This is a genomic window from Propionibacterium sp. (assembly GCF_047719395.1).
In the GTDB taxonomy this organism is placed as follows: Bacteria; Actinomycetota; Actinomycetes; order Propionibacteriales; family Propionibacteriaceae; genus Propionibacterium.
Genome location: NZ_JBDNTB010000018.1, coordinates 1 through 13,620 on the forward strand (window position 1 = coordinate 1; position 13,620 = coordinate 13,620).

Below are 13,620 nucleotides of genomic sequence, written 5' to 3' on the forward strand. Positions count from 1 at the left end.
CCCGAGGCGGGTGGTCGTGGGGGGGGTTGCGGGGCGCCGGGGAGGGCGGCGGGGGGTGTGGCGGGGGGCGGGGCCGGGGGGCGCGCGCGGCCACGACCAGTCCCATCCGGTCGTAGCCGCGCAGGGTCTGGGGATGCATGCCTGCGAGCTCTGAAGCCACTGAGACGCTGAAGATCGGCGCGTCCTGGTCGATCACCTGGGGAAGCGCTGACCCGGAGGTCATGACCGGTCACCCACCAGCCCGGCGCGCGGGTTGGGTTCTGCCACGGCCGCCCTGTAGGCCTCCAGGGCCTCCTTCGCGGACTGGTTGAGCGTGCTCGGCACCTTCACCTCGACGGTGACCAGCAGATCCCCCTTGTATCCGTTGGTCTTCGAGATGCCGCGGCCGCGCACCCGGAAGGTGCGCCCATTGGGCGTTCCGGCAGGCACCCGCAGCTTCACCGGGTTCGACTGCAAGGTGGGGACCTCCACCTCAGAGCCGAGTGCGGCCTCGGGGAAGGTGACCGGCACCGTGACGGTGAGATTGGAGCCGTCGCGTCCGAAGACCGGATGCGGCTGCACATGCACCTTCACGTACAGGTCGCCGGGCTCCCCTCCGTTCTCACCCTTGCTGCCCTTGCCCTTGACGCGGATGCGCTGCCCGTCAGTGACACCAGCCGGAATCCTCACCTGCATGGTGCGGGTGGAGGACGCGCGCCCCGATCCATGGCAGACCTCGCAGGGCTCGTCCACGATGAGGCCGCGGCCATGACAGGTGCGGCACGGCTCGGACATCGAGAAGACACCACCGGCCGAAGTCGGCTGCATCCCCGAACCCTGACAGGTGGGGCACACCCTGGGCATCGTGCCCGCCTTGGCGCCGGTTCCCCGGCAGGCTGGGCAGGGCTCGTCGCTGACCATCTTCATGCCGACCGTGGTGCCCTTGACCGAGTCGAGGAAGCTGATCGAAACCTCACCCTCGACATCGGCGCCCCGGCGCACCTGGCGCATCGTGGCGCGGCGCCCGGCCGAGGGACCCTGACCCTGGTTGAACAGATTGCCGAGCAGGTCGCCGAGACCGCCCTCGCCCATGGTGGCGCCGCCACCCCCCATGTTGCGGAAGATGTCGTTGACATTGGTGGGGCCGCCCTGGCCACCGTGCGGGAAGTGGAATCCGCCGCCACCGGTGCCGATCCGGCGGGTCTCGTCGTACTCCGCGCGCTTCTTGGGGTCGCTGAGCACGTCGTTGGCCTCGGATGCCGCCTTGAAGCGTTCCTCGGCCTTCTTGTCCCCGGGGTGCTGATCGGGATGGTTCTCGCGGGCGATCTTGCGGAAAGCCTTCTTGATCTGGTCCTGCTTGGCGTCCTTGGGCACGCCAAGCACCTTGTAGTAGTCCTTCTCCAGATAGTCCTTGGTGCTCATCAGTACCCCCTGTCACACGTTGTCAGAAACTCATTGCGCACACGCCGACGCGCTTCTCCTGGTGTCGTGGTCAGCCAGCTTGCTCATCGGCAGAGCCGTTCTCGGCAGGCGCTTCCTCGCCGTTGGGCACCGACACCACAACCCGTGCGGGCCGGACGACCGAGTCGTTCAGCTCAACGCCCTTCTGCATCACCTCGTGAACCAGCATGTCGCCGGTTCCCGGCACGGGCACCTGCATGAGTGCCTCATGGCGGCGAGGATCGAACTCCTCACCGGGCTCGCCGTAGAGGATCAGGCCGTGCTTGGTGGCCAGCCGGCCCAGTTCGTCGGCGACCAGCTTGAAGCCACCGGTCAGCTCGCCGTGCGCATCAGCCTGCTCGATCGCGTCGAAGACCGGCATCAGATCGCGCACCACCTGCTCGACGCCCTGGTTGCGCGCCTGGTCGCGGTCACGATCGACGCGCTTCTTGTAGTTCACGTACTCGGCCTGCAGTCTCTGCAGATCGGAGGTGCGTTCGGCGACGAGCGTCTTGAGGTCGGCAACAGGATCGCTCGGCTGCCCGGCGGCGTCGCCTTCCGCTGCTCCAGCTGCTGTGCCGGTCGCGACATCGTCAGGGTCCAGGGCCTCGGCATCCACGCTGGGCCTGCCCCCTGGATTTCCCGCGGCACTGGCCTCGGCTGGCTTGTCAGTCATGTCTGTAGTTACTCCTCATCGCCGCGCGGCGCGCAGCTTGACGTGTTACTCGTATACGGGACGCTGCCCGGACAATTGTGGGTGAAGGGCGCCGGGGGCGGGGACGATCCGTGGTCCCCGCCCCCGGCGCCGCCGAGTCACTTCTGGTCGGTGTCGTCGTCGACGATCTCGGCGTCGACGACATCGTCGTCTCCACCGGCCTGCTCGCTGGGCGCCTCCTCAGCGCCGTCGGCCTGGGCCTGCGGATCGGGCTGGGAGGCCTGAGCCGCCTGGTAGATGGCCTGACCCATGGCCGAAGCCTTCTGGTTCAGGTCGTCCATCGCAGTGCGCACCTCGTCGTCGTTGTCGGTGCCCTTGAGGGCTTCCTTCAACTTCGCGATCGACTCGGTGACCGGCTCCTTCACATCGTCGGGAATCTTGTCACCGTTGTCGGTGAGCAGCTTCTCGGTGCGGAAGCACAGCGCGTCCGCCTCGTTGCGCATCTCGACGACCTCGCGGCGCGCCTTGTCGGCCTCCTCGTTGGCCTCGGCCTCCTTGACCATCTTGTCGATCTCATCCTTGCCGAGCGCCGAACCGCCGGTGACGGTCATCGACTGCTCCTTGCCGGTAGCGGTGTCCTTGGCGTAGACGTGCACGATGCCGTTGGCGTCGATGTCGAAGGTGACCTCGATCTGCGGCAGACCACGGGGCGCCGGCATCAGGCCGGTGAGCTCGAAGTTGCCCAGAGACTTGTTGTCGCGGGCGAACTGGCGCTCGCCCTGGTACACCTGGATCATCACCGACGGCTGGTTGTCCTCGGCCGTGGTGAAGATCTCAGAGCGCTTGGTCGGGATCGTGGTGTTGCGCTCGATGATCTTGGTCATCACGCCGCCCTTGGTCTCGATACCGAGGCTCAACGGGGTGACGTCGAGCAGCAGCACGTCCTTGACCTCGCCCTTCAGCACACCGGCCTGCAGGCTGGCTCCGAGTGCGACGACCTCATCGGGGTTCACCGACTTGTTCGGCTCCTTGCCACCGGACAGCCGCTTGACGAGGTCCTGCACGGCGGGCATCCGGGTGGAACCGCCGACCAGGATGATCTCGTCGATCTGGCTGACCGTGACACTGGCGTCCTTGAGGACCGCGTTGAAGGGGCCGGTGCAACGGTCCAGCAGGTCCTCGGTGAGGCGCTGGAACTCGGTGCGGGTGAGCTTCTCCTCCAGGTGCAGCGGGCCGGACTGGTTCGCCGTGATGTAGGGGATGTTGATATCGGTGGACTGGGCCTGCGAGAGCTCGATCTTGGCGTGCTCGGCGGCCTCCTGAAGGCGCTGACGCGCCATCTTGTCGTTGGACAGGTCGACGCCGGTCTTGTTCTTGAACTGGGTGACGAGCCAGTCGACCACACGGGCGTCCCAGTCGTCACCACCGAGACGGGCATCGCCCTTGGTGGCCTTCACCTCGAAGACGCCGTCGGAGATGTCCAGCAGCGAGACGTCGAAGGTGCCGCCGCCGAGGTCGAAGACCAGGACAGTCTCTTCCTTGTCGGACTTGTCCAGCCCGTAGGCCAGTGCGGCAGCGGTCGGCTCGTTGATGATGCGGTCGACAACGAGCCCGGCGATCTCGCCGGCCTCCTTGGTGGCCTGGCGCTCGGCGTCGCCGAAGTATGCCGGCACGGTGATGACGGCATTGGTGACGGTCTCGCCGAGGTAAGCCTCGGCATCCCTCTTGAGCTTCTGCAGCACGTAGGCGCTGATCTGCTGCGGCTTGAAGTCCTTGCCGTCGATCTTCGTCGTCCAATTCGTGCCCATGTGGCGCTTGACGGAGCGAACGGTGCGCTCCGGGTTGGTGACGGCCTGGCGCTTGGCGACATCGCCGACCAGAACCTCACCGTTCTTCGCAAAGGCAACCACCGAGGGGGTGGTACGAGCACCCTCCGCGTTCGGAATGACTGTGGGATCGCCACCCTCAAGGACGGCGATGACCGAGTTGGTGGTGCCGAGGTCAATACCTACTGCACGAGCCATTGTTTCTGCTTCCTCCAGTGTCTGGGCGATGACCGCCCGTTCCATGTGCGGGCGGGGACCGCCCTGTTGTCTGCCGGTGGTTCCCCACCGTTGTGGGCTCCACCGCCGATCTTCCCGGCAGCTACCCTCACGCTGTTGTCGCTCTCACATGCACCGTCTTGCGGCACGTGCTTGAGCTTACACCACTCAAGCCTTACCTTGAGTCCAGTTGACTCAACTATGTTATCGGGGTCGTTATTCCAGCGCCCGACAACTCGTTCAGGCGAAGAATCCGGTGCTTGTGTGTCCTTGCAGTGGAGAAACAGGGGGCGGCGGCCAACGCGCGATCGGGAGTGCCGGTCCCAGCGTGGCGTGTGGGGTGGCGAGCACGATGGGCGGTTATCGGCTCGCCGGGCTTCGCCGTGGTGGCACACATGGCCCAGCGGCGAACACTCCGCCGTGCACACACGGCAGTGACGGTTCGGGCAACCGATACAGGGACAGGCCCGAGCCGTGATTGCCGACTTCGTGACCCGACAGCGTGCACCCGGGCCTTGAGGCACTGCGGGCTGGACGCAGATCGAGGGGCGCCCTGGTGGGGCGCCCCTCGATTCGGTTTCCGTGCGGTCAGGTGGCCGCGGATTCAGTTACCGTTCAGTCGGCTCACTTCTTGCCGATTCGGCCGAACGCGTCCTTGACGCTCTTCGCTGCGTCCCCCGCCGCGTCCTTGGCTTTGTCCAGGCCTTCTCTGACCTTGCCCTCGGCCTGGTCTCCACGGCCCTCGGCGGCCAGGTCCTTGTCGTCGGTGGCCTCGCCAACGCCTTCCTTGATCTTGCCGCCGAACTGCTGGCCCTTGTTCTCGAGATCCGACATTGTCGCTCCTCTTCACTGAGTCATGTGCACTTTCCCGATCAGCCGTTCAGGCGATCACTCGCCCGGGTGGCCATGCTGCCCACCGGCCGATCGGCTGACCACTGTCTCAGCAAGGTCTGCCGCACTGGTATTCCCTCACCGCCCAGTTATGGCGCCCGGAGCCGTCCCCCAGTTCAGCCTCGGCCTGCGGTGCCTTGCCCGGCCGGCGGTTCCGCATCTCGACCATCCTCGGTCAAGAATCTGGACAGGGCTGCACCAGCAAACTGGACCAGGACCTCCTGGCCCTCTGGCATCCCGTTGCCGTGTTGCTGCATGGCCTGAAACTGGCCCGGCAGTCCCTGCATGCATAGTCTGAGCCCCATGCTCGCGGTGCTCTCCCCGGCCAAATCCCTCGATGAGGACTCGCCGCTGCCCACCCGGCGGCACAGTGATGCGCGGATGCTCGACCAGGCGCAGGAACTCATCGACATCCTCGTGCACTTGGGGCCCGACGATGTGGCCGGACTCATGCACATCAGCGATGAACTCGCCGCCTTGAACGTGCAGCGCTACCAGGACTTCCAACGGCCGTTCACGACGCGCAATGCCCGCCCGGCTGCGTACCTGTTCAACGGCGACGTCTACCGCGGGATGCAGCCTGATCGCTTCGGCCCCCGCGACCTCACCGAGGCCCAGAAGACATTGCGAATCCTGTCTGGGCTGTACGGCGTGCTTCGCCCCCTCGACCTCATCCAGCCCTACCGCCTGGAGATGGGCGTCGCACTGGCCACGCCGCGCGGCCGCACGCTGCTGGACTTCTGGGGTGAGCAGATCACCGACACTGTCCGCGCCGATCTCGACGCCTCGCCGGGTGCTCCGGTGCTCGTGAACCTGGCTTCCGTGGAGTACTTCACGTCGATCGACGTGGCGGCGCTGGGCGCCCGGGTCATCTCGCCCCGCTTCGAGGACGAGGACGCCCGCGGCAACTACCGGATCGTTTCCTTCAATGCCAAGCGGGCGCGTGGCGAAATGGCCGCCTGGCTGGTGACCCATCGGGTGCGCACACCCAGGGCACTGCTCTCCTACGCCGTGTCAGGATTCGAGTACGCGTCATCAGTCTCGGCACCCGATCAGCCGGTCTTCCGTCGCTCCCGCGAATCCTTCTGCGCCCTGTCCGCCTGAGACAGCCAGCGAAGCACGGGCAGCCTCAGCCCACTCAGGTGGCAGAATCGGCCCAAGGCGGTGGAGAAGCAGGCCGGAATGACCTTGGTGGAGCCGGGTCAACGACCGGGGAAAGGCTGACATCCCAGGTAGGGCGTGGGGCCGCATCTTTGAACCGGCCGGTACCAGCTACGCGGCATCACGAGGCCGGCTGATTCTCCAGCAGGTTCTTGATGAGTGTCCTGGTGCTCCGAAGGACCTCGATGCGATGATCCAGTTCGGTGATCTGCACGGCGAGTGCATCCCGGGTGGTCTGGCACATGGCCGTCTGCTCCTGCGCCCAGCAGGGTGATCGCCCCGCTGCTACCCGATCTGACAAGACGGTTCGGCAAATCCGCTGCCGTCGTCGGGTGGATGGTCTCGGCCTAGCGATCGGCTATTGCCTCGTCGCGCTGGCCACGGACCGCCTGCGGGCTTGCCTGGTCGGTCGTTCCCCGGGGCTTGCCTGGTCGTTCCCAACCATGGCTGGTGCTGCGTTTCCTCACCGGCACCTTCGCGGCGATCTCCTCGCTGCAGATCTGGGCGGCGATCCCCCAGCTGGTGCCGCCGCAGCGCATCGTCGCGGCGATGGCCGCACCCACAGCCGGCCTCACCGTGGCGCAGCTCGGCGCGGGCAACACTCTCGGCGCGATCCTGGCACCGCGGGCGTGAGCTCACCCTGGCATCCGCCCACTGACAACGGCATGCACGACTCGCACGATCCGCGAACACCCCGGTATGTCGATTCAGTAGCCCATGGCACCGGAGGCATCGCCTCGGACACCAGCCTCCGGAAAATCCGGCGGGACGCTCAGGGCCTTCCGGCGCCTGGTGCGGAATCACCACTGGACTCGATGGGTTCCGGCAGACTCTCCAACAGACCTGCCAGACAGTCCCGCTGTTCCGCGTCGAGTTTGACGACCAGTGGCGCGAGCCGGGCAGCGAGTTCACCATGAACCGATTCGGCCAGGGCGCGCCCTTCGGCGGTCGTGCTCACCTCGATCGACCGGCCATCGGAATCGGCACGGGTGCGCACAAGCAACCCGCGCTGCTCGGCACGGTTCACGAGACCGGACAGGGTTGAGCGTTCCAGCCCGAGATAGGCGGCAAGTTCGGTCATCCGCAACTGCCGGTCGCTGAGAATGCCGAGGACACGCACCTGGGTGAGCGACAGATGGTGCTCAGTACCCACCGCACTCAACGCGGCCGTAACCAGGAAGGACGTTCTCACCAGGGCATCAACGATGCGATCCTCCGGATGCTCACTCCAGTTGCGTTCGTCAACTGGAGACGACGCGCCCTCCGATGCTGCACAGCTGGTCATCGTCGACCTGGATTCATTCCGACTCCTTGGTTCAGTTCGTTTTACGAAGCATACTGGTGGCATTCAATAGTTCGTAAAACGAATCATCTTGGGAGTTCTCATGTACGCAGCAGTCGTCACCTCATTCGACTCCCCACCCCGCTACCAGGAGATGTCAGAGCCCGTCGCCCACTCCGACGAGGAGGAAGTCGTCGACGTGCTGGCCGCCGCGTTGCATCCACGGGTGCGCTCCCAGGCCGACGGTTCGCACTACACGAGTACTGGCGTGCTGCCACTGGTCCCCGGCATCGACGGCGTGGTGCGCGATGGGCGGGGAAATCTCCGCTACGCCCTGCTGGACGACAACGGCCTCGGGACGATGGCTCAGCGCACGGTCATCGAAAAGCGGCGTTCGGTCCTTCTCGATCCCGGCAGCGATCCAGTGGCGGTGGCCGCTGCGGTCAACCCGGCGATGTCGTCCTGGGTGGCATTGAGGCGGCGGATCGCCTTCCACAAGGTGGCCAGCGTGCTGGTGCTCGGCGCCACCGGCAATGCCGGGCGCACCGCGGTGCAGGTGGCGCGACGATTCGGCGCCGCCGAAGTCGTCGCTGCGGGCCGCGATGAGAGCAAGCTCGCCGCGCTGCGCGAGATCGGCGCGGATCGCACATTCCTGCTCGATCAACTCGCGGCGGCGGCCGATGTCGACGTGGTGATCGACTACCTGTGGGGTGCACCGGCGGCCAGGGCCATGACCGACATCGTGAGCCACCGCCAGGACCGTTCCCGGTCTCTGGACTGGATCGCGATCGGCTCGGTGGCCGGGGACGAGGCATCGATCCCCTCGGCTGCACTGAGGGCTGCCCGGCTGTCGATCATGGGCAGCGGCATCGGATCGGTCTCGGCTCGGGACTTCTCGGCCGAACTCCCCGAGATCACCGCAGCGGCGTCCAGGCACGAATTCGCCATCACGCCCCGTGCCATTCCGCTCGCCGAGGTGGAGCAGACCTGGAACCAGCCCAGCCCGGCCGGCGAGCGAGTGGTCTTCACGCTGTGACCCACGCCCGTCAAGGTTGTGGCAGCCCCCACATCCTGGCGAGCCAGTCCCACACCGGAGTTCCCCGATGGACAGGATCCATTCCGATATCAGCGGTACCGCAGAACGACACGGCGCTGGGGTAACACGACGCAGCGCTGAAGTGACCGGTCATGTGTCCCCCGAACGGACGACACAGAACTGTCCCACCGGGCGACATGCCAGGTGCACCGGACCCAGAAGACTTGAGGAGTACCGCGGACAACGCGCCCCATCTCAAGGAGGCCTTGTGAATCCAGCTTTTCCGGCCACTGCAACGCCGGCTCCCCGCCCCACGGAACCAGCTGCGCCCGGGTCATCTCGCGTCGTGCTGGCGGGACTCATCATCGCTGTCTCGATGACGACCATCGACCAGACCATCGTCTCGCTGGCCGCCCCCCAATGTACAGACCGGCCTGAACATCTCCGGGTCAGCTGTCGAATGGGCGGTGAACGCCTACCTTCTCGCGGCCGCGGCAGCCTTCCCGCTGGCCGGGCGGCTGGCCGATGTGATCGGCTATCGCCGCATGATGATCGCCGGAATCATCGTCTTCGCGCTGGCCAGCGCAGCCTGCGGCGCCACACCCACCGGCAGCCATGCGGATGCCTGGCTGGTCACTGCGCGGATCGTCCAGGGCGCCGGGAGCGCCCTGATGTTCCCCTCGGCGATCGGCCTTCTGGTGGGCACCACCTCGCCCGCGCGCCGGGCGCGTTCGATGGCCGCCTTCTTCGCGATCAGCGGGGCCATGACGGCGATCGGCCCATTGGCCGGCGCGAACGGATATCTGCTCAAGGACGTGGAACCCGCACGACTGGCCGAGGCAATCCGCCAGACCGTCCAGGGCGGCACGGTGCTCGACCCCAGAGCAGCCCAGGCCGTGGCGGCGAGCCTTCGCGAGGCTCCCGCACCGGTGCTCTCCAGCCAGGAGCAGCGCGTCGTACAACTCGTAGCGGTCGGACACAACACCCGGATCGCCAACGATCTGTGCGTCAGCGAAAGCACTGTGAAGACCTATCTGGCAAGGGCTTTTCAGAAGCTCGGCGTGAACGATCGGGCCGCAGCCGTGGCGGAGGCGATCCGCCGGGGCATCATCCAGCCATGAGTCGCGGTACTACCTGCCCTTTGCGCAGGCGAGCACAGGCATGGGCCAGTTTCGTTGGCTGTGCCAGACTGCAGGAGGACGTATCGCTGCGCGATTCGGGCAGGCACTGATCCTTGTCAGGTGCTGTCACCCCGCGCACAAGGGAGGTTGGATGAACCACACGAGCGCACACAACCCCGGCTCGCCGCAGGCCCTTGCGGCCAGTGCAGTCCCCGACGACGCCGAAGTGAAGATGGTGGTCGCCGACCTGGACGGCACCTTGCTCGACCAGAATTCCGAGATCCCACCGCAGCTGTGGCCCCTGCTCGACCAGATGTCGGAGCGGGGGATCTTCTTCGTCCCCGCCAGCGGACGCCAGTTCGCCACGCTCGCGTCGATGTTCGAGCGCGGCGGCAAGGACATGCCGATCATCGCCGAGAACGGCGGCTATGTCGCACGGGGCGGTCAGGAGATCGACTCGACTGTTCTGGAACCGGGGTTCGTCAGTTCGTTCGTCATGATGCTGCGGGGTATGGCCGCAGACGGCTACGACATTGGAGTGGTGCTCTGCGGCAAGCGCTCCGCGCATGTCGAACGCAGTGATGAGGCCTTCCTCAAGGAGGCACGTCTCTACTACAAGGCCCTGGAGATCACCGACGACGTGCTCAAGGCCGACGACGACATCATGAAGATCGCCGTCTTCGACTTCAACGACGCCGAGAAGGCCCTTCCGGTGCTGGAACAGGCCAGGGACGGCCACAAGGTCGTGCTGTCGGGAAAACACTGGATCGATGTGATGCCACTGGGCGTGAACAAGGGCTTGGCGCTTCAGCGCCTGCAGCGGGAGCTGGGCATCAGCCATGAGCAGACCGCCGCCTTCGGCGATTACCTCAACGACGCCGAGATGCTTGATGCCGCCGGGCTGTCGTTCGCCGTGGCCAACGCCCATCCTGAGGTCAAGGCGAGGGCCCGCGCCATCGTCCCCGCGAACACCGAGTACGGCGTGATCACCACCATCGAGGAGCTGCTCCGAGCCGGTTCGAAACGTCCCTGAGCTGCCCCGCAGACCCAGCGGGGTGACAACCACGCGCGGCGCGTCCCTGATGGGTGCGACACGCGCGTCAGTGTGATTGTCCTACCCCTGCTGTCAGCAAAACCCAGCCGATGGTCCGGGCATCCGCGTAGCCTTGATCAGAGCAAGGACGCAACGAGGAGTCCTGGCTGGGCAATGTTGCCTGCACACGGCTGCGACTCCTCGCACCCAATACCGAGGAGGAGCACGATGACTGGTTACGAACTCAACGGCGCACGTGTGCTGGTGGTCGGCGGCGCCCGGGACATCGGGTTGGCGGTCGCCACCGCCGTCGCAGCGGCAGGCGGGGTCCCGGTGATCGGCGCACGCAACATCGAGAAGGCACAGACCGCCGCATCGAAGGTGGACCGCGCTGAGGCGGTGCTCATCGACATCACCGATGAGGATTCCATCGTCAGCGGACTCACCGCCGCCGGTCACATCGACCATGTGGTCATCACGACGTCCGCCCCTCACAATGTCTCCGTCGCGACACTGGATCATGACCTCACTGCTGCGGCATTCGAGGCCAAGATCATCGGGCCTCTGATGCTCATCAAGCACGCATCGACGGTGCTGCCGCCCACCGGCTCGGTGGTGCTCTTCTCGGGCTTCGTCGCCTGGGACCCGTCACCCGACTACACCATCATGGGCATCACCAATGGAGCCGTGTCCTTCGCCGCCTCACAGCTGGCGAAGGAGCTCGCGCCGCTGAGGATCAATGCCATCTCTCCAGGCATGATCGACTCAGGCAGCTACGACGGCATGAGCCCGCAGGCCAAGCACGACCTCATGGCGCAGTCCGCCGAGCACAGTCTCGTCGGCAGGGTGGGCCGAAACGATGACATCAGCGATGCGGTGCTGTGGCTCCTCACGGCCAGTTTCGTGACCGGCACGACATTGCATGTCGATGGTGGTGCGCGCTTCGCCTGAGTGCCCTCAGGGCCTTCGGCGCTCCGCCCACGATCAATGGCGGCCGGGATCTGTTGGACCCGGCCGCCAGACCATGACTTCCTCCGGGGAGGTCCCGCCCGCGCCACGCGCCCGGGAAAGTTCCTTCGAGGCAGGAGCTCTGGCTCGAGACTTCTACCTCGCCGACTGGCTCCGGAGTCTGGACAATGAATTGCACTCCGACGGTGTATTTGATCCTGACGCTTTCACGCTTTCCTACCTTGCCTTGCTCGAGACTTGCCCACAATTGCGTGACGGATCGTAGGCATTCCTCCGTTCGTGTCAGACCGGCAGCGTGACCATCCCCGGGCATCACGAAGTACGCTCGACTGATCACACCATGATCGAACAGGGATAATTCGTGCAGGAGATCATTCTCATCACGCTTCTGCTTCTCGTGGTGGGCGGAGCCACCATCGTGGAACCCCGGCTACGCGTTCCGTCACCTCTTCTGCTCGTCCTCGTCGGAGTTGCTGCGAGCCTGATCCCGGGGCTCGGCCAGATCCAGACGCCACCAGACCTCGTGCTGGAGGGTCTGCTCCCACCGCTGCTCTACGCCTCGGCGCGAGTGATGCCTCCGATGAACTTCCGCCGCGAGTTCCGCACCATCAGTGGGCTCTCGGTGATCCTGGTGGTGGTCACCGCCCTGCTGCTCGGCCTGCTGTTCCAGTGGCTGGTACCCGACCTGGGCTTCGCCTGGGGTGCTGTGCTGGGTGCAATCGTCAGTCCCACCGATGCTGCGGCCACTGCGATCGTCAAGAGATCCTCGCTGCCGCGGAGGGCCATCGTCATGCTCGACGGGGAGAGCCTGCTGAACGACGCCACCGCACTCGTGCTGATGCGCACCGGTATCGCCGCCACTGCAGGAGCATTCTCCCTGATCGGATCGATAGGCACCTTCGCCTATTCGGTGGCCGTGGCGGTCGGTCTCGGGTTGCTTGTCGGATGGCTCGACCTGGCGATCCGGCGGCGTATCAGCAACCCCACCGTGAACACGATCCTTTCCTTCACCGTTCCCTTCCTCGCCTCCATTCCCGCAGAGCTTCTCGACGCATCCGGCCTTGTCGCAGCGGTAACGGCTGGGCTGGTGGGAAGCCTGCGGGCACCGCGCCTGCTGCCGCCCTCGCATCGGCTGTCTGAGGCGCAGAACTGGGCGAGCCTGCGGATGGTTCTTGAGGGCAGCATTTTCCTGGTCATGGGCCTGCAGCTGTCCAGCATCGTGCATGACGCAAATGCCACCTCGCACAGCGCTGTGTTCGCCGTCGAGCTCGCAGCGATCGCGATGGGTTTGATGCTTGCCATCCGGGCCGGCTATGTCGCCCCGCTTCTGGTCGCGCTGCATCGCAGGGCAGACCGGCAGAAGGAACTTCAGCCACGGCTCTCCTCCTTCCGTGACCGCCTGGAGGATGGCAAACCGATCGCGCTGCCGCCTCGTCATCGCAGATTGGCCTGGCTGTTCACCCCGAAGCGGCGCGACCGGCTCGCGAAACGTGCCAAGACTCGGCTCGCCGACATCGACTACCTCGCCAATGAACCGTTGGGTTGGCGTGAGGGAGTAATCGTCGTGTGGGCCGGGATGCGCGGTGCGGTCACGGTGGCGGCAGCCCAGAGCCTGCCCACAGAAACCCCGCATCGGCCCCTGCTGGTGCTCATCGCCTTCGCGGTGGCAGCCATCTCCCTGTTGGTGCAGGGCAGCACCCTGGCACCGATTGTCTCGCAGCTGTACCGGGGCACAGCGGACCAAGAAGATGAAGGCAGCGCTGACAGCGACGAGCGCCGCGAGATCACCGAGATGCTGCACGCTACGGCACGCCAGGTGGAGCCCCGCGGTGAGGATGAATCGCCCGAACAGCACGGGATCAAGGTGCTGGAGGCGCAGCGCGACTGCCTTCTGGATGCCCGCGACCAGGGTCTGTTCACCCCGGAGGGTCTGTCCTACGCACTGCATGCTCTCGACGTTCAGCAGATCGCATGGGAAATGCGCCAGAATCCTGAGATCTGAGCGAGTTAG

General features: G+C 65.8%; 13 protein-coding genes and 2 pseudogenes. 8 read left to right on the forward strand and 7 right to left on the reverse strand.

Annotation, left to right across the window (positions count from 1 at the left end; all coding sequences use genetic code 11):
- The 5 genes and pseudogenes from ABF648_RS04730 to ABF648_RS04750 form a co-directional block, all read right to left on the reverse strand.
- Positions 1-223 (reverse strand): annotated as a pseudogene (locus ABF648_RS04730) (hypothetical protein); the annotation flags it as partial.
- Positions 220-1,401 (reverse strand): molecular chaperone DnaJ, encoded by a 1,182-nt coding sequence (dnaJ, locus tag ABF648_RS04735; RefSeq protein WP_415631143.1) that lies wholly within the window; start codon positions 1,399-1,401, stop codon positions 220-222. The gene dnaJ and the pseudogene ABF648_RS04730, both read right to left, overlap by 4 nt.
- 70 nt (positions 1,402-1,471) lie before the next feature.
- Positions 1,472-2,095 carry a nucleotide exchange factor GrpE gene (locus tag ABF648_RS04740; RefSeq protein WP_415631144.1) on the reverse strand — a complete coding sequence of 208 codons (624 nt, stop codon included), beginning with the start codon at positions 2,093-2,095 and terminating at the stop codon, positions 1,472-1,474.
- 137 nt (positions 2,096-2,232) lie between these two features.
- A complete protein-coding gene (gene dnaK, locus ABF648_RS04745; protein WP_415631145.1) occupies positions 2,233-4,098 on the reverse strand; it encodes a molecular chaperone DnaK in 1,866 nt (621 codons plus the stop codon).
- 642 nt (positions 4,099-4,740) lie between these two features.
- Complete coding sequence (locus ABF648_RS04750; protein ID WP_415631146.1) at positions 4,741-4,950, reverse strand: CsbD family protein; 210 nt, start codon at positions 4,948-4,950, stop codon at positions 4,741-4,743.
- Between the two features lie 360 nt (positions 4,951-5,310).
- Here ABF648_RS04750 and yaaA point away from each other — a divergent pair, with 360 nt between their 5' ends.
- The gene (gene yaaA / locus ABF648_RS04755) at positions 5,311-6,111 is read left to right on the forward strand and encodes a peroxide stress protein YaaA (protein ID WP_415631147.1); all 801 of its coding nucleotides are present in this window, start codon (positions 5,311-5,313) and stop codon (positions 6,109-6,111) included.
- 178 nt (positions 6,112-6,289) lie between these two features.
- Here yaaA and ABF648_RS04760 read toward each other — a convergent pair whose 3' ends face one another.
- A complete protein-coding gene (locus tag ABF648_RS04760; RefSeq protein WP_415631148.1) occupies positions 6,290-6,412 on the reverse strand; it encodes a hypothetical protein in 123 nt (40 codons plus the stop codon).
- 179 nt (positions 6,413-6,591) lie between these two features.
- Between ABF648_RS04760 and ABF648_RS04765 the strand changes: the two genes are divergently transcribed.
- Positions 6,592-6,801 (forward strand): hypothetical protein, encoded by a 210-nt coding sequence (locus ABF648_RS04765; protein ID WP_415631149.1) that lies wholly within the window; start codon positions 6,592-6,594, stop codon positions 6,799-6,801.
- Positions 6,802-6,940: 139 nt separating this feature from the next.
- On the opposite strand, the gene ABF648_RS04770 is transcribed toward ABF648_RS04765, so the two are convergent.
- Positions 6,941-7,453 (reverse strand): MarR family winged helix-turn-helix transcriptional regulator, encoded by a 513-nt coding sequence (locus ABF648_RS04770; RefSeq protein WP_415631150.1) that lies wholly within the window; start codon positions 7,451-7,453, stop codon positions 6,941-6,943.
- 100 nt (positions 7,454-7,553) lie between these two features.
- On the opposite strand from ABF648_RS04770, the gene ABF648_RS04775 reads away from it, so the two are divergent.
- The 6 genes and pseudogenes from ABF648_RS04775 to ABF648_RS04800 all read left to right on the forward strand — a co-directional run bounded on the left by ABF648_RS04775 (position 7,554) and on the right by ABF648_RS04800 (position 13,611).
- Complete coding sequence (locus tag ABF648_RS04775; protein ID WP_415631151.1) at positions 7,554-8,486, forward strand: zinc-binding dehydrogenase; 933 nt, start codon at positions 7,554-7,556, stop codon at positions 8,484-8,486.
- 431 nt (positions 8,487-8,917) lie between these two features.
- A pseudogene (locus ABF648_RS04780) lies at positions 8,918-9,268 on the forward strand (MFS transporter); the annotation flags it as partial.
- Positions 9,251-9,607, forward strand: a complete 357-nt coding sequence (locus ABF648_RS04785; protein WP_415631178.1) for a LuxR C-terminal-related transcriptional regulator — start codon at positions 9,251-9,253, stop codon at positions 9,605-9,607. The pseudogene ABF648_RS04780 and the gene ABF648_RS04785, both read left to right, overlap by 18 nt.
- 151 nt (positions 9,608-9,758) lie before the next feature.
- Complete coding sequence (locus ABF648_RS04790) at positions 9,759-10,640, forward strand: Cof-type HAD-IIB family hydrolase (RefSeq protein WP_415631152.1); 882 nt, start codon at positions 9,759-9,761, stop codon at positions 10,638-10,640.
- Positions 10,641-10,868: 228 nt separating this feature from the next.
- Positions 10,869-11,591, forward strand: a complete 723-nt coding sequence (locus ABF648_RS04795) for an SDR family oxidoreductase (RefSeq protein WP_415631153.1) — start codon at positions 10,869-10,871, stop codon at positions 11,589-11,591.
- 379 nt (positions 11,592-11,970) lie between these two features.
- Positions 11,971-13,611 carry a cation:proton antiporter gene (locus tag ABF648_RS04800; protein WP_415631154.1) on the forward strand — a complete coding sequence of 547 codons (1,641 nt, stop codon included), beginning with the start codon at positions 11,971-11,973 and terminating at the stop codon, positions 13,609-13,611.
- Positions 13,612-13,620 lie beyond the last annotated feature (9 nt).